This is a genomic window from Amycolatopsis sp. PSD-21, assembly GCF_055561455.1.
In genome coordinates, this window is sequence record NZ_CM145712.1 from 2831042 (window position 1) to 2852665 (window position 21624).

At 69.7% G+C, this 21624-nt stretch carries 21 protein-coding genes; 10 read left to right on the forward strand and 11 right to left on the reverse strand.

The window, feature by feature from the left end; genetic code table 11:
• Nucleotides 1-4 precede the first annotated feature (4 nt).
• A complete protein-coding gene (locus ACZ1DY_RS13725; RefSeq protein ID WP_465484596.1) occupies nt 5-529 on the reverse strand; it encodes a toxin-antitoxin system HicB family antitoxin in 525 nt (174 codons plus the stop codon).
• Between the two features lie 133 nt (nt 530-662).
• Between ACZ1DY_RS13725 and thyX the strand changes: the two genes are divergently transcribed.
• The 6 genes from thyX (at nt 663) to ACZ1DY_RS13755 (ending at nt 8120) form a co-directional block, all read left to right on the forward strand.
• Entirely contained in the window at nt 663-1415 is a 753-nt protein-coding gene (gene thyX, locus ACZ1DY_RS13730; protein WP_007029376.1) for an FAD-dependent thymidylate synthase, read from the forward strand.
• Nucleotides 1415-1807, forward strand: a complete 393-nt coding sequence (locus ACZ1DY_RS13735) for an ACT domain-containing protein (protein WP_257488109.1) — start codon at nt 1415-1417, stop codon at nt 1805-1807. Before thyX ends, ACZ1DY_RS13735 begins: the two co-directional genes overlap by 1 nt.
• An 82-nt stretch (nt 1808-1889) precedes the next feature.
• Entirely contained in the window at nt 1890-3398 is a 1509-nt protein-coding gene (locus tag ACZ1DY_RS13740; RefSeq protein WP_465484597.1) for a serine/threonine-protein kinase, read from the forward strand.
• 111 nt (nt 3399-3509) lie between these two features.
• Nucleotides 3510-4523, forward strand: a complete 1014-nt coding sequence (gene dapA / locus ACZ1DY_RS13745; RefSeq protein ID WP_465484598.1) for a 4-hydroxy-tetrahydrodipicolinate synthase — start codon at nt 3510-3512, stop codon at nt 4521-4523.
• Nucleotides 4520-6217 (forward strand): ribonuclease J, encoded by a 1698-nt coding sequence (locus ACZ1DY_RS13750; protein ID WP_185927423.1) that lies wholly within the window; start codon nt 4520-4522, stop codon nt 6215-6217. The genes dapA and ACZ1DY_RS13750 overlap by 4 nt, the downstream gene beginning before the upstream one ends.
• 343 nt (nt 6218-6560) lie before the next feature.
• Entirely contained in the window at nt 6561-8120 is a 1560-nt protein-coding gene (locus ACZ1DY_RS13755; RefSeq protein WP_465484599.1) for a VWA domain-containing protein, read from the forward strand.
• Here ACZ1DY_RS13755 and ACZ1DY_RS13760 read toward each other — a convergent pair.
• Nucleotides 8050-9459, reverse strand: a complete 1410-nt coding sequence (locus tag ACZ1DY_RS13760; RefSeq protein ID WP_126737571.1) for an amino acid permease — start codon at nt 9457-9459, stop codon at nt 8050-8052. The genes ACZ1DY_RS13755 and ACZ1DY_RS13760 overlap by 71 nt on opposite strands.
• A gap of 153 nt (nt 9460-9612) precedes the next feature.
• On the opposite strand from ACZ1DY_RS13760, the gene ACZ1DY_RS13765 reads away from it, so the two are divergent.
• Entirely contained in the window at nt 9613-10200 is a 588-nt protein-coding gene (locus tag ACZ1DY_RS13765; RefSeq protein ID WP_126737572.1) for a DUF305 domain-containing protein, read from the forward strand.
• On the opposite strand, the gene ACZ1DY_RS13770 is transcribed toward ACZ1DY_RS13765, so the two are convergent.
• The 6 genes from ACZ1DY_RS13770 to ACZ1DY_RS13795 form a co-directional block, all read right to left on the reverse strand.
• Nucleotides 10177-11148 (reverse strand): EamA family transporter, encoded by a 972-nt coding sequence (locus ACZ1DY_RS13770; RefSeq protein ID WP_257488104.1) that lies wholly within the window; start codon nt 11146-11148, stop codon nt 10177-10179. The two genes, ACZ1DY_RS13765 and ACZ1DY_RS13770, sit on opposite strands and share 24 nt — an antisense overlap.
• A gap of 193 nt (nt 11149-11341) precedes the next feature.
• Nucleotides 11342-11890, reverse strand: a complete 549-nt coding sequence (locus tag ACZ1DY_RS13775) for a hypothetical protein (RefSeq protein WP_465484600.1) — start codon at nt 11888-11890, stop codon at nt 11342-11344.
• A 65-nt stretch (nt 11891-11955) separates the two neighbouring features.
• Nucleotides 11956-13488: an alpha/beta hydrolase gene (locus ACZ1DY_RS13780; RefSeq protein ID WP_465484601.1), complete on the reverse strand. Its 1533-nt coding sequence runs from the start codon at nt 13486-13488 to the stop codon at nt 11956-11958.
• On the reverse strand, nt 13488-13778 hold the full coding sequence (locus ACZ1DY_RS13785; RefSeq protein WP_126737576.1) for a hypothetical protein: 291 nt from the start codon (nt 13776-13778) through the stop codon (nt 13488-13490). Before ACZ1DY_RS13785 ends, ACZ1DY_RS13780 begins: the two co-directional genes overlap by 1 nt.
• 70 nt (nt 13779-13848) lie before the next feature.
• Nucleotides 13849-14463 carry an NAD(P)H:quinone oxidoreductase gene (gene wrbA / locus ACZ1DY_RS13790; protein ID WP_465484602.1) on the reverse strand — a complete coding sequence of 205 codons (615 nt, stop codon included), beginning with the start codon at nt 14461-14463 and terminating at the stop codon, nt 13849-13851.
• 47 nt (nt 14464-14510) lie between these two features.
• Nucleotides 14511-15320: a lysophospholipid acyltransferase family protein gene (locus ACZ1DY_RS13795; RefSeq protein ID WP_465484603.1), complete on the reverse strand. Its 810-nt coding sequence runs from the start codon at nt 15318-15320 to the stop codon at nt 14511-14513.
• 298 nt (nt 15321-15618) lie between these two features.
• Between ACZ1DY_RS13795 and ACZ1DY_RS13800 the strand changes: the two genes are divergently transcribed.
• Together ACZ1DY_RS13800 and ACZ1DY_RS13805 are read left to right on the forward strand one after the other, a co-directional pair.
• Nucleotides 15619-17946 (forward strand): DNA translocase FtsK, encoded by a 2328-nt coding sequence (locus ACZ1DY_RS13800; RefSeq protein WP_185927425.1) that lies wholly within the window; start codon nt 15619-15621, stop codon nt 17944-17946.
• A 232-nt stretch (nt 17947-18178) separates the two neighbouring features.
• Nucleotides 18179-18637: a hypothetical protein gene (locus ACZ1DY_RS13805; RefSeq protein WP_257488098.1), complete on the forward strand. Its 459-nt coding sequence runs from the start codon at nt 18179-18181 to the stop codon at nt 18635-18637.
• Between the two features lie 99 nt (nt 18638-18736).
• Here ACZ1DY_RS13805 and ACZ1DY_RS13810 read toward each other — a convergent pair whose 3' ends face one another.
• Entirely contained in the window at nt 18737-19381 is a 645-nt protein-coding gene (locus ACZ1DY_RS13810) for a nitroreductase family protein (protein ID WP_465484604.1), read from the reverse strand.
• Nucleotides 19382-19391: 10 nt separating this feature from the next.
• Entirely contained in the window at nt 19392-20237 is an 846-nt protein-coding gene (locus ACZ1DY_RS13815) for an alpha/beta fold hydrolase (protein ID WP_465484605.1), read from the reverse strand.
• Between the two features lie 58 nt (nt 20238-20295).
• Here ACZ1DY_RS13815 and ACZ1DY_RS13820 point away from each other — a divergent pair, with 58 nt between their 5' ends.
• Nucleotides 20296-20823 carry a CGNR zinc finger domain-containing protein gene (locus tag ACZ1DY_RS13820; RefSeq protein WP_465484606.1) on the forward strand — a complete coding sequence of 176 codons (528 nt, stop codon included), beginning with the start codon at nt 20296-20298 and terminating at the stop codon, nt 20821-20823.
• Nucleotides 20824-21030: 207 nt separating this feature from the next.
• Here ACZ1DY_RS13820 and ACZ1DY_RS13825 read toward each other — a convergent pair whose 3' ends face one another.
• Entirely contained in the window at nt 21031-21558 is a 528-nt protein-coding gene (locus ACZ1DY_RS13825) for an amino-acid N-acetyltransferase (RefSeq protein WP_240598058.1), read from the reverse strand.
• Between the last annotated feature and the right edge of the window lie 66 nt (nt 21559-21624).

The window sequence follows — 21624 nt, forward strand, 5'->3', positions numbered from 1 at the left end:
CCCCTCAGCCCTGGACCCAGCCGTGCAGGTGCGACCCCGCACCGCCGCCCGGCTTCTGCTTGTAGTGCCAGAGCTCGCTCCCGCTCTTGCCCAGCGCCCCCTGAACGGCCTGCGAGACGAACGTGTTCAGTGAGACGCCCTGAGCGGCGGCCGCGGCTTCGGCCTGGCCCTTGACCTGCTCGAACAGGCGCAGCGTGATGCGGGTGATGTCGCCCGTGTCCACCTTGGGCGCGCGTGGCGCCTCCTGGCGTGGCGCGGACTGCTCGGCACCCTCGGCCGAGCCGGAGCCCGCGCCGGTGACGACGACGCGCACGTCGCGGCCGTCGAGCCGGACGTCGACGACGTGCCCCGGCAGCTCCGAAGTCACTTCGGCGGCGAGGTCGGCGAGGGCGTTCATGATGGTCAGGCGGGCGGCCGGCTCCAGCGCCGACGACAGCAGCGCGGCAGCGCGCCGCGTCTGCTCGTCGCCGGCCGAAGCCGTGTTCGCGAGGTCCTCGCGAAGGCTTGTGATGTACGGCGTCAGATCCATGACACCACTATGACGTCACTTGTGATGTCACGTCAAGGAGAGCTGACGTCACCGTGATGTCGCCCCGGCGTCGAAGACGCTTGCGGTTACGCTGCCCGGAGTCGTGGAGCAGGGGTCGAAAAGGAGTGCGAACGTGGCCGAGACCGTGTCACCCAAGGTTCAACTGATCGCGAAGACGGAGTTCTTCCCGCCGTCGGACGTACCGTGGTCGACCGATGCCGACGGTGGTGAGGCGCTGGCCGAATTCGCGGGCCGGGCCTGCTACCAGTCCTGGAAGAAGCCGAACCCGAAGACGGCCACCAACGCCGGCTACCTCGAGCACATCATCGACGTCGGCCACCTTTCGGTGCTGGAGCACGGCTCCGTCAGCTTCTACATCACCGGGATCTCCCGGTCGCTGACGCACGAGTTGATCCGTCACCGTCACTTCTCCTACTCGCAGCTTTCGCAGCGCTACGTGCCGGAGCGCGACGCCGCGTTCGTCGAGCCCGACGTCATCGCGCAGGACCCGGAGCTGCACGCGAAGTTCCTCGCCGCCTCGCAGGCCGCCGTCGACGCCTACACCGAGCTGCTCGCCGGGCTGGAGGAGAAGTTCGCCGACGTGCCGAGCGCGACCCTGCGCCGCAAGCAGGCCCGCCAGGCCGCCCGCGCCGTGCTGCCGAACGCGACCGAGACCCGCATCGTGGTCACCGGCAACTACCGCGCCTGGCGGCACTTCATCGCGATGCGCGCCACCGAGCACGCCGACGTCGAGATCCGCGCCCTGGCCATCGAGTGCCTGCGCGAGCTGCAGAAGGCTTCGAGCAACGTGTTCGCGGACTTCACCATCTCCGCGCTGCCCGACGGCACCGAGGTCGCGTCCAGCCCGAAGGTCCTCGAGGGCTGATGCGACGCCTCGCGATCGACGTCCGGCCCGGCGAGTACACGGTCGCCCGCCTCGCCCCGGACGCGCCGGTTCCGGCGAACCTGCTCGACCCCGGCGAGCCCGTGCTGATCTCGATCACGCGCACCCCGGAAGAGTTGTCGGTGATCTGCCCGGCCGGTCTCACGCCGGCCGGGGCCACCGTCGAGGACGGCTGGCGGCTGCTGTCGGTGCGCGGGCCGCTGGCCTTCACGCTGACCGGCATCATCGCGGCGCTGTCCAGCGAGCTGGCCGCCGCCGGGGTGGCGCTGTTCTCGATGTCCACTTTCGACACCGACCACGTCCTGGTCCGGGCTCCGGAGCTGGAGCGCGCGGTGAAGGCGCTCCGGGAAGCCGGGCACGAGGTCACGGTCTGATTCACGAGCCAGGCGAAGGAACCTTTCGGCGCGCGAACGGGTCCGAGTTAGCATCCTGCGCGAACCGAAGGAGCACCGAACCTTGACCGACGAACAGACCCGTCCGTACGGGCCGCCCCAGCAGACGCAGCAGGCCTCCGGCGCGCGGATCGTCGCCGGCCGATACGCCCTGCTGGGCGAGCTCGGCCGCGGCGGGATGGGCATCGTCTGGCGCGCGCAGGACCAGGTGATCGGCCGTCAGGTCGCGATCAAGGAGCTCAAGTTCCCGAACGCGCCCGAGGACGCCTCGGTGCTGTCGGAGCGGATGCTGCGCGAGGTCCGCTCGGGTGGGCGCCTCAATGACCCGGCCGTCGTGACGGTGTACGACGTCGTCACCGAGAACGGCGCGACCTACATCGTGATGGAGCTGGTCGAGGCGCCCACCCTGGCCGACCTGGTGCGCGACCACGGCCCCTTGCCCGCCCAGCAGGTCGCGCTGGTGGGGGAGCGGGTGCTGTCCGCGCTGCGCGCCGCGCACGCCGCCGGGATCGTGCACCGCGACGTCAAACCCGCGAACATCATGGTCGCGCCGGACGGCCGGGTAAAGCTCACCGACTTCGGTATCGCGCACGCCGCCGACGACCCGCGCCTGACCACCAGCGGCATGATCGTCGGCTCACCCGCGTTCATGGCGCCGGAACGGGTCGAGGGCCGCGACGCGATGCCCGAATCCGATCTCTGGTCGCTGGGCACGACGCTGTTCTTCGCCGCGGAGGGCATCGTCGCGTTCGAACGGTCGACCACCGCCGCGACACTGCACGCGATCATGACCGAGGCCCCGTACCTGACCAGGGTCCAGGGCCCGCTGGCCGCCGCGATCCTCGGCCTGCTGGTCACCAAACCCGAGGCGCGGATGTCGTACGACCAGGTGCGCAGCCTGCTCGCGGCCGCGCAGGGCGTGCAGGCCCAGCCGACGCCGCCTTCGGGCGGCACGGCGATGATGCCGCAGCACGGACAGCCGATGACCCGGCTCGCCCCGGCCCCGGCCCCGGCGAAGCGCAACCTGCGCCCGCTGTGGCTGAGCCTGGCCGCGGTCGCCGTGATCGGCGCACTGGTCGGCGGCATCTTCCTCGGCCGCTGGATGGCCGCGCCGGAGGGGAGCAACCAGGCCCAGCCCACCCTGACCTACGGCATCAACGGGCAGATCAAGCTCGGTTCCTCCGGTGACTGCTACAACGTGCCGCTCAAAGAGGGCGTCAACCTGAACGACGGCGTCAGCTGCGGCAAGGACCATCTGCTGGAGGTCTTCGCCAAGGGAAGCCTGCTCGACGTCGAGTCCGCTTCGGACGACGAAGCCCAGGTCGCGGTGTATCCCGGCGCGGACGCGGTCAACCGGATCGCCGAGTCGCTGTGTTCGGCGACCTTCAATTCGAACGTCGTGCCCGGGGCGCAGCGGGCCTCGCTGACCTGGCGGGCCGTCGTGCCGACCGAAGCCGAATGGAATCGGCCGCCCAACGAGGACGACCCGAGCTATTCGCGCGGCTACTACTGCCTGCTCGCCAAGACCGACAGCAGCCAGATCCCCGCGCAGATCACGACCAAGGTCAAATAGCTCACAGAGAGTTTGCGCCGAGTTCGCCTTCGTCGCGGAAAATCTCCCGCATTCGGCGGGAGCGACCACGTCGGCAAGGGGTCCGGCGCTGGCAGGAGGTACCTTCACAGCATGTCCACTCCACCCACCGCAGCGCCGGGAAGACCGTTCGGGCGCGTGCTCACCGCGATGGCCACCCCCTTCGACGCCGACGGCGCGCTGGACCTGAAGCGGGCGCAGGAGCTGGCCGAACATCTCGTGGAACTGGGCAACGACGGTCTCGTCGTGAACGGCACGACCGGGGAGAGCCCCACCACGACCGACGCCGAGAAGACCGAACTGGTCCGGGCCGTCGTCGAGGCCGTCGGTGACCGCGCGACGATCGTCGCCGGGGCCGGCACGAACAACACCGCGCACAGCATCGAGCAGGCGAAGCAGGCCGAAGCGGCCGGCGCCCACGGCATCCTCGTCGTCACCCCGTACTACTCGCGGCCCAGCCAGGCCGGGCTCTACGCGCACTTCACCACGGTCGCCGACGCCACCGAGCTGCCGGTGATGCTCTACGACATCCCGCCGCGCTCGATCGTCCCCATCGAGGTCGACACGCTGCTGCGGCTGGCCGAGCACCCGCGCATCCTCGCGGTCAAGGACGCCAAGGGCGACCTGATCGCCGGCTCCGAGGTCATCGCGAACACCCAGCTCGCCTACTACTCCGGTGACGACGGCCTCAACCTCCCGTGGGTCTCGGTCGGCGGCACCGGCGTGGTCAGCGTGATCGGGCACGTCGTGGCGGGCCGCATCCGCGGCATGATGGACGCCTACGAATCCGGCGACACCTCCACCGCGCGCACCAACCACCGCGGCATGCTGCCGGTCCTGCGGGCGATGTCCCGGGTCGGCGGCGTCGCCTTCTCGAAGGCGGCCCTGCGGCTGCGCGGATTCGACATCGGTGACCCGCGGCTGCCCATCGTGGCCGCGAGCGACGAGCAGCTCCAGGCGATTTCCGCGGATCTCGCCCAGGGAGGCGTGCCGCTCGGGGAAAGCGCCGCCAGTGACTGGCATGGTGCACGAGTGGCACAAGCAGATTCAGCGGCGGCCTACACGGCGCCGACCTCACATACCAGCGTAGGGACCATGCCTCGGTGAGTTCATTGCCAACCGGACCCGGACCGACCACCCCACCGCCCGCGCTGCCCGAAGGCGCCTTGCGCGTGGTCGCGCTCGGCGGGATCGGCGAAGTCGGCCGCAACATGACCGTCTTCGAGTTCGGCGGCCGTCTGCTGATCGTCGACTGCGGGGTGCTCTTCCCCGAAGACGACCAGCCCGGCGTCGACCTGATCCTGCCCGACTTCCGCGCGATCGAAGACCGCCTAGAGGACATCGACGGCCTCGTCCTCACCCACGGGCACGAGGACCACATCGGCGCCGTCCCGTTCCTGCTGCGGCTGGTCCCGGACCTGAAGATCTACGGCTCCCGGTTCACGAACGCGCTGCTCGCGGCCAAGGCCAAGGAGCACCGCCAGCGGCCGAACCTGATCGAGGTCCGCGAGGGCGAGCGACGCAAGGTCGGCGAGTTCGACCTGGAGTTCTTCGCGGTCAACCACTCGATCCCGGACGCGCTCGCGGTGGCCATCCGCACACCCGCGGGTGTCGTGCTGCACACCGGCGACATCAAGCTCGACCAGCTCCCGCTCGACGGCAGGCTGACCGACCTCGCCGGGTTCTCCCGGCTCGGCGACGAGGGCGTGGACCTGTTCTGCGTCGACTCGACCAACGCCGAGGTGCCCGGGTTCGTCATGCCGGAACGCGACATCGGCCCGGTGCTCGACGACGTCGTCCGCAAGGTCGGCCAGCGCGTCATCGTCGCCTGCTTCGCGAGCCACGTGCACCGCGTCCAGCAGGTGCTCGACGCCGCCGTCCGCCACGGCCGCCGGGTCGCCTTCGTCGGCCGCTCGATGGTCCGGAACATGGGGATCGCCGCCGACCTCGGGCTGCTGAACGTGCCCGACGGCCTGCTGGTCAACCTCGACCAGGCGGGTGACCTGCCCGAGAGCAAGGTGCTGTTCGTGTCGACCGGTTCGCAGGGCGAGCCGCTGTCGGCGCTGTCGCGGATGGCGCGCGGCGAGCACCGGCAGATCTCGATCCGCGCCGGCGACACCGTCGTACTGGCCAGCTCGATGATCCCGGGCAACGAGACCGCGGTCTTCGGCGTCGTCAACGGCCTCACCAGGCTCGGCGCGAACGTCGTGCACCAGGGCAACGCCAAGGTGCACGTGTCCGGGCACGCGTCGGCGGGCGAGCTGCTGTACCTGTACAACGCGGTGCGCCCCAGCAACGTCATGCCGGTGCACGGCGAGTGGAAGCACCTGCGCGCCAACGGCGAGCTGGCCGTGCGCACCGGTGTCGCGCCGGAGAACGTGGTCATCGCCGAGGACGGCGTCGTGGTCGACCTCGTCGACGGCAAGGCCACGCGGACCGGCCGGGTCGAGGTCGGGCACGTGTACGTCGACGGCCTCTCGGTCGGCGACGTCGGCGAGTCGACGTTGTCGGACAGGCTCGTGCTCGGCGAAGGCGGTTTCATCGCCATCACGGTCGCCGTCGACACCAGCACCGGCCGCGCGGTGACCCGCCCGACGGTGTCCGGGCGCGGGTTCTCCGACGACCCGAAGGCGCTCGACGCCGTGCTCCCGATGGTGGAGATGGAACTCGCCAGGACCGAGGCCGAGGGCATCACCGACACGCACCGCATCGCGCAGGCCGTGCGCCGCGTCGTCGGCCGCTGGGTCGCCGACACCTACCGGCGCCGCCCGATGATCGTGCCGACGGTCATCCCGGTCTAGTCCCGAACGCGCGTGAAGGCCCCCTTCCCTCGGCTCAGCCGAGGGAAGGGGGCCTTCACGCGCGAGTGGCGGCCGCCAGCAGCAGGGCGAAGGCGACCGTGAGCGCCTGGCCGAAGAGGGCGTTGCGGGCTTTGCGCTGTTCCGCACGAGTGGGCCGGTTCATCACGAATTCCCCCGGTTTCGAGTGCTTTCCTTACCGGGCAAGTGTTCCGCGCCCCGCGTCGGGGCACCTCCCGCCTCGGTGGGGTCTTTCTCCGCCGAAAGTCGCGGCCTTCCCCTAGGGGTGCGGTCGGCGTACCCTCGGACGCTCCTCGATCCCCATGCCGGGAGACCGGGAGAGTTCATGGGACGCCACGCCACCGCCCGGACCCGAAGACGGATACTGCTCCCCCTGCTGGCGATCGCGCTGGCGGCCGTGCTCGGCGCGGCCACCTGGGCCGTCGTGGCGATGGCGAGGTCCGATCCCGGCTGCGAGCCCGTGCGGGTGGTCGTCGCGGCGTCGCCCGACATCGCCCCCGCGGTCACCGAAGCCGCCCGCGCTCTCGATCTCGCCTGCGTCGCCTTCGACGTCCAGCCCAGGGAATCCCACCAGGTCGCGGCCGAGCTGTCCGGGACGGCGTCCCGGCCGCAGGCCTGGATCCCGTCCTCGACGTTGTTCCTGAGAAAGGCCGGCGGCGTTCCCCTTTCCGGGCCGTCGATCGCCAGTTCGCCGGTGGTGCTCGCGGTCGCGGAGCCGGTCGCGCGGGAGCTCGGCTGGCCCCGTAAGCCGCTGACCTGGCCGGAAGTCCTCGCTCACACCGGAATCGTCGCCGGGATGCCGGATCCGGGACACGATCCCGCCGGGGTTTCAGCGCTGGTGGCACTGCGCGAGCTCACCAAGGACGCCTCGGATCCGGCCGCCGCGTACGTGGCTTCGCTCCGGAAATTCTCGCCCACCACATCCGGCGCGACGGTGTTCCCCGCGGCCGAGAACGCGGTGCTGCGGCACAATTCCGGGCTTCTCGAAGGCGAGACCGCGTCGGTGGCGGTGTACTCGTCCGCCGCTCCCGCGCTCGACTACCCGTTCGTCGAGGTCGAGGGGGCGACCGCGCAGCAGGGCAAGGCCGTCGCGGAACTGAAACGCGCGCTGCTCCGCGGTGCCGCGACCGGCCCGAGGTCGGAGCTGCGCGCCGCCGGCGGGCAGGCGTTGCGGCTCACCGAAACCGATCAACGCGTCGAGGCACAAGGACAGCGCAGCGCCGAAATCCCGGACGCCGCGGAGGTCGCCAAGGCGCTCAGCCAGTGGGCCGCGGTGAACGCGAGCGCCCGGGTCCAGGTGCTGATCGACGTGTCCGGTTCGATGAGCGCGCCGGTCCCGGGAACGGGCAAGTCCCGGCTGCGGATCACGCTGGAGGCGGCGGAGAACGCCTTGCACCTCTTCAGATCCACGTCACAGGTCCGTTTTCTGGCCTTCGCGACCAAAGTGGACGGTGACCGCGACTACCGGGAGATCCTGCCGATGGCGCCGATCCGTCAGCAGCTGGCCGCCGTCGACCGGCTGCGCGCGGTCCGCGCCGTGCCGGACGGGCAGACCGGGCTGTACGACAGTGTCCTCGACATCTACCGACTGGCGCACGAGGAATGGGAGCGGGGGAAGCTGAACCTCGTCATCGTGATGACCGACGGCCGCGACACCGATCCCGGTGGCATCAGCCGCGAGAACCTGGTGGCGGAACTGGGAAAGCTGAGCGACCGGGACCGCCCGGTGCCGTTGATCGCCATCGGGATCGGGCCGGAGGCCGACGAGACCGAACTCCGCCAGCTCGTCGCGCCCGCCGGCGGCCAGGCCTTCCTCAGCCGTGATCCCGCGAAGATCGGAGAGGTGTTCTACGGTGCTCTGGGCCGGATCGCCGGCGCTGGATGAAGTAGACGCCGAGGATCACCGCCAGGCTGATCAGGCTCAGGTACAGCTGGGCCCGCGTGTCCGCGTCCACGAACAGCATCGACGCGACCACGGCCAGCGTCCCGGCGAGGGTGAGCCAGCTCAGCCACGGGTAGCCCCACATGCGCAGTTTCAGCCGTTCCGGTGCCTCGGCCTCCAGACGGCGCCGCATCCGGAGCTGTGAGCCGGCGATGATCGCGTAGACGAACAATGCGACCGCCCCGGCGGAGTTGATGATGAAGTAGAAGATCTTGTCCGGGGACACGAAGTTCATCACCACGGCCACGTAGCCGACCGACGTGGACACCAGGATCGCCTTCCACGGCACGCCGCGCCGGTTCGTGTCCGCGACCCATTTCGGTGCCCAGCCGTTGCCGCGCAACGCGAACAGCATGCGGGAAGCGGTGTACAGGCCCGAATTCAGCACCGACAGCACGGCCGTCAGCACCACCGCGCTGACCACCGTCTCGGCGGCGGGGATGCCGAACCGGCCGAACGCGGCGGCGAACGGGCTCGTCGTGGTGGGGATGTCGCGCCAGCCGGTGATCATCACCAGCAGCGTCACGGAGCCGACGTAGAAGACGATGACCCGCCAGACGATCGACGAGGTCGCCTTGCGCACGGCTGTTTCGGGCTCGCGCGATTCGGCGGCGGCGATGGTGACGATCTCCGCGCCGAAGTAGGAGAAGATCACGATCACCACGCCGTGCACCACCGAGAACGGGCCGTTGGCCAGGAAACCGTCCTGCGCGATGTTGCCGACCGAGAACGATCCGCCGGGCCAGGCCCCGAGCACGAACAGGACGCCCACCACGAGGAACACCACGATCGTGGCGATCTTGACCGACGCTAGCCAGAACTCCGTCTCCCCGAAGGAACGGGCCGAAGCGAGGTTGGTCGCGGTCAGCAGCAGCATCAGCACGAGCGAGAAGATCCATTGCGGCACAACGGGAATCCACGTCTGCAGGATCTTCGCCCCGGCGACGGCCTCGAACGCGACCACGCCGACCCAGAAGTACCAGTACAGCCAGCCGACCGTGAAGCCCGCCCAGCCGCCGAGCGAGGTCCGCGCGTATTCCATGAAGGAACCCTGCGACGGCGCGGCCGTCGCCATCTCGCCGAGCATCCGCATCACCAGCACGACGATCAGGCCGCCGATGGCGTAGGAGAGGACGGCCGCCGGGCCGACGGTGTGGATGACCGCGCCGCTGCCGATGAACAGGCTCGCGCCGATGATGCCGCCGAGGGCGATCATCCGGACGTGGCGTTGCCGCAGGTCCGGGCGCAGACCCGCCCGTTCGGAACCGGCTTCTGCACCCATGTCGCGGTTACCTCCTGTCGGAGTGACGGCGGATCGCGGGATTGTCGCACCGCGAGGCCGGGAGGAAAAGTGTTTGCGCAACCCCAGGTGAACAGGCCGATGTGGACTCTGCCAACCTAGGCACCTCCACCGCGCGTTCCGAGGAGCTCTTCGATGCCGCACGCCGTCCTCCGGTTCCTGCCCGCCGTCGCCCTGGCCGCCGCGCTCGCGGGCTGCTCGGACGAGGCACCCCAGTCGCAGACGGCGCCTCCGGCGTCATCACCGGTGGCGCAGCAGGCCGCCGTTCCGTTCAACGACGCCGACGTCGCGTTCGCACGGCAGGCTCTGGCGCACCACCAGCAGGGCGTGGATCTGGCTTCCCTGGCGGAAACCCGCGCGGCGAACGAGCAGCTGAAGGCGCTCGCGAAGCGGGTCATCGACACGCACGAACCGGAGATCGCGCGGCTGTCCGGGCTCATCGAGGCGTGGGGTCAGCCCGCGCCGGACGACCCGAACCTCGAGCACATCCAGCGCGATGGGTACATCAGCCCGGGTGACATGGCGGCACTGGCCGGACTGTCCGGAAAGGACTTCGACCGGCAGTTCGCCGCGCGGCTGCTGCGCCAGCGCGAAGCGGGTGTCCGCATCGCCGACGCCGAAACCCAGCACGGCCGCAACCCCGACGCCCGCGATCTCGCCGCGACGACCTCGCGTTCGCAGCAGCAGGAGATCAGCGACCTACGGGGCTTCCAGCAGGGTTGAGTCCGTCTGGACCACGTTCGAATTCAGCTGGACGATGTACGCGCCGGTCAGCAGCACCACCGCGCCGGCGGCTTGGATCCAGCTGAGGGCCTCGCCCAGCAGCAGCCAGGCCGCGGTGGCCGCGATCAACGGTTCCACCAGCCCGACGACGCTCGCCACCGGCGCCGGAAGATGGCGCAGCGCCGCCATCCCCGTCGCGTAGGCGAGGACGGTCGCGATCAGCACCAGCGCGATCAGCAACGACCACACCGGCGGCTCCCACGGCCCGAACGTCGCCGGGGTGTCGAGGACGCCCCACGGGATCGTCCACGGCGGAGCGACCGCGCACACCAGGACCGCGCCGATCGTCATGCCCCAGGTGACCATGCCGAGCGGGTCGCGGTCCGCGACGCCACGTTCGCCCAGGAGGAAGTAGCCCGCCGAACAGACGGCCGCGCCCAGCCCGGCGAGCAACCCGAGGACGTCCAGGCTGAGCCCCTCCCAGACCTGCGCGACCAGCATCAGCCCGATCATCGCCAACGCGATGCCCGCCCACATCACCCTCGGCAACCGCACCCGGCGCACGAACCGCACCCACAGCGCGATCAGCACGGGAGAGGTGAACTCGAGCAGGATCGCGATCCCGACCGGGATCCGGCCCGCCGCCAGGAAGTACATGAGCTGGACGCCCGCGACACCGAGGGAGCCGTACGCGAGCAGCAGCGGCCACTCGTTCTTCGTGACTTTGAGGAGCTTCGGCCGGAAGACGGCGACCAGCGCGAGCAGGACGATCGCCGACAGCCCGATGCGGATCGCCGCGACCTGCTCCGGGGACAACCCGGCCTGCATCGCCGGTTTGCCCAGCACACCCGAGGTCCCGAAGAAGAGCGCGGCGAGCAGGATCAGCGTGATGCCCCGGCCGCGATGCGCGACGTGCTGGCTGGGGGCGGCGGCGAGTTCGGCGGTCACGGCCGGAGGGTAGAGGCCGGGTGGCGGCGGGTCGACCCGTTTTCCCAGCGGCTGGACGGCTGTCCGTGAAGGTCTCCTTGCCTAATCCAGGCGACTGTGCCGTCAAGCCGGTCACCGATGTCGCGAAAGCCACTTTCGGGACATCAGACGTCTCGAAAGTGGCTTTCGCGACACGCCGCCACCGCAAGCGAAGTCAGAAGGAGGTGCCGCCGTCGGTCCAGTCGGTCTGGGCGAAGTCCTCGTCGTCGACTGGGGCTCGACGCGGTTTGCGGACCGGTTCCGGTGGCGGGGGAGCGGCGACCGGCTGCTCGGGTTCGCCGGCTTCGAGGGCCTGGGGTTCGGGCGTGCCGTTCGGCCAGACGCAGGGGGAGGTCGCGCCGACGTAGAACTTGCCGAGGTCGTTCGCCTGCACGGACATGTCGAAAGCGTCCGCGGTGTTCCTGGCGAACACGTACTGATCCTTCGGCCGCGAATCCGTCAAAATCCTGAAGTCGTGAGCCGACCACCACTGGACGACCGCGTCGAAGTACTCGCCGAACCGTGCGGGTTCGAGGCCGGTCACCTCGTAGGTCGCGGAGATCTCGAAGCGGCCTTGAGGTCCGTCGTCGGTGGGGTCGGTGCATTCCGACCTGTGCTGGGTGAACGGCTTCCGTTCCGCCGAGCCGGGCAGCGCGGAGAGCGCGCCTTCGATGTATCGCTCGACCCTGTCTTTCGCCTCGTGTTCGGTGATGGTCGGTTTCATGGCGTCTCCACCTCCGGAGGAGCAAGCGGACAAGAGCACGAGAAGGGCGGTCAGGAGAGGAAGTCTCACGAGGCGGGCTTTCCCGCGATGATCAATCCGAGGTTCCGGAGCGACGGGTTGTTGTCCTCCCAGTATTCGCTGTGCGCCTCCGTGCTGTACCCGCCCCACCCGTCCGTCCCCGGCGCCGAGGTGAACACCTGCCCGCCGAAGTCCGCGTCGGTCGGGTCCTGGCCGAGGATCGGGTCGTACCCCGCGATCTCGACGTTGGCCAGGTTGATCATGTCGTGTTCGGCGACCGTCGCGTGCACGTGCTTGCCGATCTCGTCCTGATTCACCCCGTCGAGGTGCAGCTCGCTCACGTCGTGCGCGCCGACACCGGGGCTCGCCACGAAGACGAGTTCGTCCGCGGCGAGGCCGCCGTCACCGGCCGCGTGCCCGACGACGGTGGTGCCGTAGCTGTGCCCCAGCACCGTGTTGTGCGACGGCGGTCCTTGGTGCGTTTCCCGCAGCCCGTCTTGGAACTGGTCGAGGGCCGCCTTGCCACCCTCGGCGTACTTGTCGCTCGCGGCGTCGGTGAGCTCGTTCGGCGCGTCGTAGCCGAGCCAGGTGATCACGGCCGTCGAGGGCGAGCCCGACGTGGTCGCCGCGGCCCACATCTTGTCCGACCGGTTGAGATCGCCGCCGATTTTCGACAACTCCGAACCGGTCCCCGGCACGTACGTCGCCACGTTCGCCGCGGTGTCGGGATTCCCCGCGGACACGATCGCCTTCCCGTCACCGCTGGTGTCCAGTCCCAGCAGGAACGCCTGGGGGTCCGACCGGTCCAGCCGCTGTTGGATGGCTTCGAGTCCCCTGAGTTTGGGATCGCCTTGGAGCCGCGCGATCTCGCGCGCGAGGACGGCGCGGTTGGCGGCGTCGCGGTCGGCCGCCGGGATCCCGTCGAGATTGCCGATGAGCCCCGGATTTCCTTGCAGCAGAGCGACTTTCGCCGTGTCCGACAGGCTCGCCCACCAAGCCTTGTTGTCGCCGGGGGTGCCGTTCTCCGGTGGGCCGATGATCGACAGCCCGCTCTGCGCGGCTCCGGCGTCGGCCGCTTGGGCGAGCGTGCCGCCACCCTGTTCGGTGATCTCGCCACGCAGGGCCCGCCGCAGGATCTCGGCGAAATCGGCGTCGACGTCTGCCGCGCGGCGCAGGCCCTGTTCGATCCTGTCGGCCAGTTCCACCAGCACGCGTGCCTGGTCCGGCTGTGGAGCGCCGACCGAAATGTCGCCACCGGCGCCGATGGTCAGGCCGTTCCGGTGGGCCAGTTCGTCGGTCTCCCGTACGAACGCGACGATCCGGTCCAGCGCGATCTGCACTTCGTGAGCGCCTCGCCGGACCGCGGAAGCCTCGGCGACGAGCCGTTCCAAGGTGGAGGTCAGCGACGCACCCCTTGTCGCCGCGGCGGTGGCAGCGTCGCCGGTCCAGCCCGGGAAGCGGGCCATGGCCTCGACGTCGTCGTTCGCGGCGATGATCTTGGTGCAGCCGTCGTTGAGCGCGTCGGCGACGCGGCCGATCGCGGCCGGATCCCACCGGCGCACGTCTCCCCAGGTGAGCATCAGACGGGAAGTTCCCGCGACGCCGCCAGTTCGTTCGAGCGGTAACGCGCGGCCGCCGCGTCGAGCCGTGCGGAGTAGTCCGCGGTGTTCTCGGCCCAGCCGGGCACCGCGCGGCCCCAGGAGTCCGCGAGCAAGCGGGCCGCTTCACCGGACACGCCACCCGGCAGACCCGCCGCGACGCCGGAAAGCGCGGCCGCCAGGTTCACCTTCCCGACGTCGTCCGACGCCCGTTTCGCCGCGCTCGACGCCGCGCCGATCGCCTCCAAGGCCACCTCGTACCCGCCGGTCATCCCGCTTCCTCCCCGTAGCGTGACGCTGTGTGACCACACTATGACGCGGGAGCCGGACGCGCGGTTCCCTTCACCCGCCCTTGAAAAGACCGTCGGCGATGTAACCCGAAACGGTGGCGAGACGCCGTCCTTGGAGACGGAGGGCGTCCAGGGCGAGATCGTCGGGTTCGGCGGATTTACGCGAGACGAACGAACCACCGTACGGATTGCCCGATTCGAGCAGCCGCGGATCGGTGTAGCCGAGCGGCAGGACGATGGCGCCCCAGTGGTAGAAGATGTTGTTCGTCGCCAGCACGGTCGCTTCGAGGCCGCCGTGCGCGGTGGAGGCGGTGGTGAACGATGTCGCGACCTTGTTCACCAGCTTTCCCTTGGCCCACAGGCCGCCGGTACTGTCCAAAAAGGACTTAAGCTGGGCGGCGGGCCCGCCGAAGCGGGTCGGGCTCCCGGCCGCGAACCCGTCGGCCCACTCCAGGTCTTCCAGCGTCGCCGTCTCGTGGTGCGGCCCCGCGTCCACCCACGCCTGCCAGCGCGGATTGCTCGCCACCGCGCCGGGCGGGGCGGTTTCGGGAACCGTGCGGACGCGGACTTCGGCCTCGGCCTCGCGGGCGCCGTCGGCCAGCGCCGACGCCAGTTTCGCGGTGTTGCCGGTCGCGCTGTAGTAGACGACGAGGATGCGGGTGCTCACGTCCGCCGACCTTAGGCGAGCGTGAGCACCCGTCTCAGGATCCGGACTCAGTACTTCTTCCAGGGGCTGACGGTGTCCGTCGGCCGCGTCGGGTCGTGGAAACGCGGCTTGTCCAGTTCGTCGCGGCGCAGCGGGACGAGACCGTCGGTGATCGCCTGCATGATCTTGGCGTGCGCGCGGACTCCGGCGCCCGGCCGCTCCGGCTCGACCTCCGACAGATCCACCGGATCGCCGAAGTGCACCTTGAACCGCGGCCGCCGCATGGGCGCGCTCAGCCCGGACTTCGCGAGCGGCACCAGATCGGCCGGGCCGTTGACGGTCTCCGTGCCCCAGTACACGGCTTCGTGCGCACCCCACTGGCTGATCGGGATCACCGGCACGCCGGCGGCCAGCGCGAGCCGCGCCGCGCCGGTCTTGCCGCGTTCCGGCCACAGACCGGGGTCGTGGCTGATCCGGCCCTCGGGATAGACGATCAGCGGGTCACGGGTGGTCCGCAGGGCTTCGGTGGCTTCGGCGAACTGGCCGATGGCCGTCGACGCCTGTTTGCGGTCGACCCGCAGGTGACCGCTGAGCCGCAGTGCGGGGCCGATGACCGGCGCGTCCAGGATGCCGCCCGCCAGCATGAACCGCGGATTGATGCCGATCCGCTTGCAGGCGGCCATCAGCACGAACGCGTCGAAGACGCCGATGTGATTGGCCGTCATGAGCAAGGGCTTGCGGCGCAGTTCTGCCGGGACACCGCCGGTCACGGTGAGTTTGCCGACGAAGTTGACCAGCCCCCGGTCGATGTTCAGCATCGTGCGCCAGATTGCCGGGGCGCGGCGAGCCGAATTCTCATCCTGATGCAGCGCGAACATGGGGCAGAGCATGTCATGGCCCGCTTTTCACCCGGATGGCCGCTCAAGCTGTGACCTGAGACGAATGTTCCGGATGTGCTCCGAGTGGCAGCCGGGGCTGGAGGGTCGAGGCGGTTACCGTGGAGACATGGCTAGCGGGTCGACGACCAGGAAACGGAGTACGGCGCGAAGCGGCGGCAGCAAGGGGCCGGCGCGAAAGCCGCGTACCCCGGCGAAGCCCAGGTCAACGGCTGCGAGGAAGCCCGCTCCACGGCGTCCGGCGCCGCGGAAGAAGTCGTCCGGCACGTTCGCGAAGGGCGTGCGCGGCACCTGGAACCTGCTCGCGAAGGGCCTCGGCACCCTCGCGCGGACGGTCGGCCGCGGCCGTGAACTCGAACCCGAGCACCGGCGTGACGGTCTCGCGCTGGGCCTCATCGCCCTGGCGCTGGTGATCGCCTTCGGTGTCTGGTGGCGGGCCGCGGGCCCGATCGGCGGCTGGGTCGAGGTCGGTGCCCGCTCACTGCTGGGCGCCGGCGCCGTGACGCTCCCGCTGGTGCTGACCGTGGTCGCCGTCGCGCTGATGCGGTCGGAACCGATGCCGGAGGCCCGGCCGCGGATGGTCATCGGCACCCTGCTGGTGGTCCTGGCGGTACTGGGCCTGCTGCACATCTTCACCGCGCTGCCCGAGACCAACGACGGCCGGATGTACGCCGGCGGGGTGATCGGCGCGTTCTCCGGCGGCCTGCTGACCATGGGGGTCACCACTTGGGTCGCGGTGCCGCTGCTGGTGCTCGCGCTACTGTTCGGCACGCTCGTGTTCACCGGGACGCCGGTCCGGGAGATCCCGCACCGCCTGCGGAACTGGGGTCTCGACCCCGAAGAGATCGAAGAGGCCGAGGCCGAGCGCAAGGCCATCCACGAGGAACGCGACGCCGTCACCGAAGCCGACCCGAAGTCGGTCCGCCTGCGGAAACCGTCGCGCCGCCGTCAGGCCACGGGCGACCACGAGGGCGAGCAGCTCGACATCGAGGCCGCGCTGGCCGAAGCGCCGACGCCGCTGCGCCCGCCGAAGCCGGCTCCCAAGCCTGTCGAAGAGAAGAAGCCGAAGAAGGCCGAGGCGCCGCTGGCGGTCACCAGGACCGTCGAAGGCGACTACCAGCTCCCGCCGCCGGACCTGCTGAAGCTCGGCGACGCGCCGAAGTCCCGCAGCAAGGCCAACGACGCCATGATCGAGGCGATCACCGGCGTGCTGGAGCAGTTCAACGTCGACGCGCAGGTCACCGGCTTCACGCGGGGCCCGACGGTCACCCGGTACGAGGTCGAACTCGGCCCCGGCGTGAAGGTCGAGAAGATCACCGCGCTGACCAAGAACATCGCCTACGCGGTGGCGACCGACAACGTCCGGCTGCTGGCGCCGATCCCCGGCAAATCCGCGGTCGGTATCGAGGTACCGAACTCCGACCGCGAGATGGTGCGCCTCGGCGACGTGCTGCGCGCGCCGTCGACGGTCAAGGACAACCACCCGATGGTCATCGGGCTCGGCAAGGACATCGAGGGCCATTTCGTCACCGCGAACCTGACGAAGATGCCGCACCTGCTGGTGGCGGGGTCCACCGGTTCCGGTAAGTCGAGCTTCGTGAACTCGATGCTGGTGTCGCTGCTCGCGCGGTCGACGCCGGACGAATGCCGGATGATCCTGATCGACCCGAAGATGGTCGAGCTGACCCCGTACGAGGGCATCCCGCACCTGATCACGCCCATCATCACCCAGCCGAAGAAGGCCGCCGCGGCGCTGGCCTGGCTGGTGGAGGAGATGGAGCAGCGCTATCAGGACATGCAGGTCAACAAGGTCCGGCACATCGACGACTACAACAAGAAGGTGCGCTCCGGCGAGATCACCGCGCCGCCCGGTAGCGAGCGCGTCTACCAGCCGTACCCATACATCATGGCGATCGTCGACGAGCTCGCCGACCTGATGATGACCGCCCCGCGCGACGTCGAGGACGCGATCGTCCGGATCACCCAGAAGGCGCGTGCCGCCGGTATCCACCTGGTGCTGGCGACCCAGCGGCCGTCGGTCGACGTCGTGACCGGCCTGATCAAGACGAACGTGCCGTCGCGGCTGGCGTTCGCGACCTCGTCGCTCACCGACTCGCGGGTCATCCTCGACCAGCCGGGCGCGGAGAAGCTCATCGGTATGGGTGACGCGCTGTACCTGCCGATGGGTGCCGGGAAACCGGTCCGGATCCAGGGCGCCTTCGTCGGCGACGAAGAGATCTCCGCGGTGGTGAACTTCGCCAAGGAACAGGCTCAGCCGGACTACCAGGACGGCGTCACCGCGGCGAAGGCCGGCGAGAAGAAGGAAATCGACTCCGACATCGGCGACGACCTCGACGTCCTGCTGCAGGCCGCCGAGCTGATCGTCACCTCGCAGTTCGGCTCGACGTCCATGCTGCAGCGGAAACTGCGGGTCGGCTTCGCCAAGGCCGGTCGCCTGATGGACCTGCTGGAAAGCCGTGGCGTCGTCGGGCCTTCGGAGGGCTCGAAGGCGCGGGACGTGCTGATCAAGCCGGAGGAACTGGAGTCGGTGCTGTTCATGATCCGCGGCGGCGGGGACGCGAACGGCGGCGACGTCTCCGACGACTGAACCGAAGCCCTGTGGTGATCCTCAGGCCCGGGTCCGTGAAGGCCCCCTTCCCTCGGCTCAGCCGAGGAGACTCGACCTTCACACCCTCCCCGAAGTACATGAAGGCCCCCTTCAGTGCGCTAGACGCAAGGAAGGGGGCCTTCATGTCCTTCGGGCCGGCAAGAACTCTGGTCTCACGAGGCTTTTGGAGCGCGGGTGCAACGGACCGGAGCCTCCGCTACGTCCAGAGCACGTGGACCTCAAGAAGCTGCTCGTCGTCTTCTGCGCCCTGGTCGGCCTCGCCTGCGGAGCCGGCAGCTCCGCCGCGCGCGAAGAACCCGCCGCGAGCCGGGCGCCGGTGGCCCAGCCCGCGCCGGTACAGCGGCCTGTTCAAGGGGCCGTCGAGCTGGGGGAGACCGTCGACCTCAAGGCCGGTGAAACGACCGAGGTCGCGTCGAAGGACGTCAGCATCCGTTTCGCTCGCCTGGTGTCCGATTCCCGCTGCGCCGAGGGAATGGTCTGCGTCTGGGAAGGGGAGGCCGTGATCGAGCTGACACTGGCCGAACCGGGACGCGGCGAGCGGACGACGGCGGCCCTCGCCTCCACCGGGCGTGGGGGCAGGCAGTCCGTCGAGTTCGCCGCCTGCCGGGTGGACCTGGTCGCCGTGAGTTCGGGGGGCGACCAGGTCACCCTGCGGGTGTCGAAGGCTTAGCGTCCGTGCCTCCCCGAGTACATGAAGGCCCCCATCCTTGCGCCTAGGTACAGGATGGGGTCCTTCACGTACTTCGGGCAGGCTGCGGCACGGACTGCCTCACTGGAGCGGGTTGCCCCAGCCGTCGAGGTACGCCACTTCCGACACCGGCACCCGCGCCGCAGGTTTGAAATCCGGCACCGTCGTGTAGGCGACCGGCAGCAGCCCGACCTGCGTGACATCGGCGGGGATGCCGAGGATTTCGGCCGCCTCCGCCTCGTGGGTCAGGTGGTACGTCGTGAGCGTCGAGCCGAGGCCGCGTGACCGCAGCGCCAGCTGGAAGTTCCACACCGCCGGGAAGATCCCGCCGTAGAACGCGGCGTCGGCGGCGTTGTCACCGCTGGGCCTGCCGGTCAGGCACGGGATGACGAACACGGGCACCCGGTCGATCACGTCGATCAGGTGCTGCCCCGACGCGAACGCCCGCGCCACCGAGGGTTCGGTGATCGCTTCGCCCAACGCCGCCGCGTTCGTCTCCAGATACGCCTTCCCGACCCGCCGGAACAGCTCCGACAGCCGGTTCTTCACGCCCTGATCCCGCACCACGAGCCATCGCCACGCCTGCTGGTTGCCCGGCGTGGGCGCCTGGAGCGCGAGCCGGAGGCACTCTTCGATCACCTCGGGTTCCACCGGCCGGTCCAGGTCGAGCTTGCGGCGCACCGCGCGCGTCGTGCTGAGCAGGTGGTCGGTGACCGAGGTGTCCATGAGCCGCCTTTCAGAGATGTTGCGCGAGGAAGCGGTCGATCAGTTCGCTGATCGGTTCGAGGTCCTCTTCCAGTGCGAAATGCCCGGTGTCGAAGAGGTGAACCTCCGCCGAGGGAACATCATTCCGGAACGCTTCGGCGCCCGCAGGGACGAAGAACGGGTCGTTGCGCCCCCACACGGCGAGTACGGGCGGCTGGGCTTCGCGCAGCCAGCCCTGGAATCGCGGGTACGCGGGCGGGTTGTTCCGGTAGTCCCAGAACAGGTCCAGCATCGCCTCCGCCCGGCCGGGCAGGCCGAGGAAGTACTGGTCCAGCAGGTGGTTCGCGGGGTCGACGGTCTCCGGATCGCGGGCGCCGCTGTACTGGAACCGGATCTGCTCCGGTTCGAGGATCGCCTCGAACCCGCGCCGCGCCTCGGTTTCGTCGGTCAGGGAAGGGAAGTCCGGCATCGCCGGGCCGAGCCCTTCGACGTAGGCGTTGCCGTTCTGCGTGATCAGCGCCGTGATCTGGGACGGGCGCGAGACCGCCAGCCGCAGGCCGGTCGGGGCGCCGAAATCGAAGACGTAGAGCGCGTAGCGGCGCAGCTCCAGCGCGTCCACGAAGTCGCCGACCACTTCCGCGAGCCGGTCGAAGGTGAACGTGAAGCCCTCGGGTGTGACGGTCTGCCCGAAGCCGGGCAGGTCCGGCGCGACGAGCCGCCACCGGCCGGCGAGACGGCGCATCAGCCGCACGAACTGGTGTGAAGACGTCGGGAAGCCGTGCAGCAGGAGCAGCACGGGTGCTTCGGGGTCGCCTGCTTCGCGATAGAAGACCTCGACGTCGCCGACTTTGACGGAACGGTGCCGGATGGCGGCCATGGACACTCCCTAATGGTTAAAACTGTCTCGAACCATTAGTACCTGATAGTGTCAAGGCATGCTCGATCTCGACTCGCTTCCCGGCGACGATCTCGCGGTGAACCTCGCCGACACCGTGATGCTGGCCGTCTCACCGCCGATCGACCTGCTCGACGGCGGTCATGCGAAGTTCTGGGCGACCCAAGATTTGCCGGAAGGTGCCCGGGCGCCTTCGGCCGAGCAGACGAGGCGCCTGCGTTCAGCGGTGCGTGAACTGCTGGAGGCGACAGTGGCCGCAAGGGAGCCCGAGGTGTGGGCGGTGGAGCGGGTCAACGCGGCCGCGGCGGCCGTCCCGACCAGCCCACGGCTCACCGCCGACGGCGCGGAGACGTCCTGGCATGGCGAGGACGGCGGCGAGATCGCGCTGGCCGCCGTGGCGGTCGCGGCGATCGATCTCGTTTCCGGGCCGCGTGCCGCACAGCTGCGGCGATGCGGCGCGCACGACTGCTCGATGCTGTTCGTGGCGGCCAACAGCAGGCGGGTGTGGTGCACGCCGTCGCTGTGCGGCAACCGGGTGCGAGTCGCGCGCCACGCCAAGAAGGGCTGAAAGCGCCTCTTCATGAGGTTTCGATCTGGGTACCCGCTGGTCTGGTGTCTCCAATGGCGCATTCGGGACACTCAGCGTCTCCAATGCGACATTGGGGACACTGGGCGTGGGGCTCTCTGGGCAACTGAGGGCTGAAAGCGTCCTTCGCTGAGTGCATGCGGTGAAAGCGCCCTTCGCCGCGTCTCTCGCGGCGAAAGCGTCCTTCAGCTAAAGCTCCAGCAGCATCCGGCTGTTGCCCAAGGTGTTCGGCTTCACGTACGGCAGGTCCAGGAACTCCGCGACACCCGGGTCGGCCGAGCGCCGCATCTCCTCGTAGACCTCCTGGGTCACCGGGGTGCCGTCGATCTCGACGAACCCGTGCCCGGCGAAGAAGTGGGTCTCGAAGGTCAGCACGAAGAGCCGCTTCAGCCCGATCTCGCGGGCGAAATCGATCAGCTGCGCCACCAGCGCGTGCCCGATGCCGCGTCCCCGGGAGTCCTTGTCGACCGCGATGGTGCGCAGCTCCGCGATGTCCTCCCACAGCACGTGCAGCGCACCGCAGCCGAGCACGTCGTCACCGTCTTCGACGACCCAGAACTCCTGGACGCTCTCGTAGAGGGTGACGAGTTCCTTCTCCAGCAGTACCGTCCCGGCGTCGGAATCGACCAGCGCCTTGATCTTGCGGACGTCCGCGATCCGCGCCCGGCGGACGGTGGGGCGGCGGTGCGGGAGAGGGTCTGAGGGCACGTCCACCATTAAGCCATCCCCGGCGCCCGGCCCTGCCGAGGGCTCGCCCGAGCGAGCGATCGCCGGCCCCGTGGG

Bases quoted from the DNA above. Each gene is read 5' to 3' on its own strand.
- ACZ1DY_RS13785 (WP_126737576.1), bottom strand. From the start codon at position 13,778: ATGACCGGCGGGTACGAGGTGGCCTTGGAGGCGATCGGCGCGGCGTCG.
- ACZ1DY_RS13820 (WP_465484606.1), top strand. From the start codon at position 20,296: ATGCTCGATCTCGACTCGCTTCCCGGCGACGATCTCGCGGTGAACCTC.
- ACZ1DY_RS13795 (WP_465484603.1), bottom strand. From the start codon at position 15,320: ATGTTCGCGCTGCATCAGGATGAGAATTCGGCTCGCCGCGCCCCGGCA.
- ACZ1DY_RS13815 (WP_465484605.1), bottom strand. From the start codon at position 20,237: ATGGCCGCCATCCGGCACCGTTCCGTCAAAGTCGGCGACGTCGAGGTC.
- ACZ1DY_RS13755 (WP_465484599.1), top strand. From the start codon at position 6,561: ATGGGACGCCACGCCACCGCCCGGACCCGAAGACGGATACTGCTCCCC.
- ACZ1DY_RS13765 (WP_126737572.1), top strand. From the start codon at position 9,613: ATGCCGCACGCCGTCCTCCGGTTCCTGCCCGCCGTCGCCCTGGCCGCC.
- ACZ1DY_RS13725 (WP_465484596.1), bottom strand. From the start codon at position 529: ATGGATCTGACGCCGTACATCACAAGCCTTCGCGAGGACCTCGCGAAC.
- dapA (WP_465484598.1), top strand. From the start codon at position 3,510: ATGTCCACTCCACCCACCGCAGCGCCGGGAAGACCGTTCGGGCGCGTG.
- ACZ1DY_RS13825 (WP_240598058.1), bottom strand. From the start codon at position 21,558: ATGGTGGACGTGCCCTCAGACCCTCTCCCGCACCGCCGCCCCACCGTC.
- ACZ1DY_RS13735 (WP_257488109.1), top strand. From the start codon at position 1,415: ATGCGACGCCTCGCGATCGACGTCCGGCCCGGCGAGTACACGGTCGCC.
- ACZ1DY_RS13780 (WP_465484601.1), bottom strand. From the start codon at position 13,488: ATGCTCACCTGGGGAGACGTGCGCCGGTGGGATCCGGCCGCGATCGGC.
- ACZ1DY_RS13810 (WP_465484604.1), bottom strand. From the start codon at position 19,381: ATGGACACCTCGGTCACCGACCACCTGCTCAGCACGACGCGCGCGGTG.
- ACZ1DY_RS13760 (WP_126737571.1), bottom strand. From the start codon at position 9,459: ATGGGTGCAGAAGCCGGTTCCGAACGGGCGGGTCTGCGCCCGGACCTG.
- ACZ1DY_RS13775 (WP_465484600.1), bottom strand. From the start codon at position 11,890: ATGAAACCGACCATCACCGAACACGAGGCGAAAGACAGGGTCGAGCGA.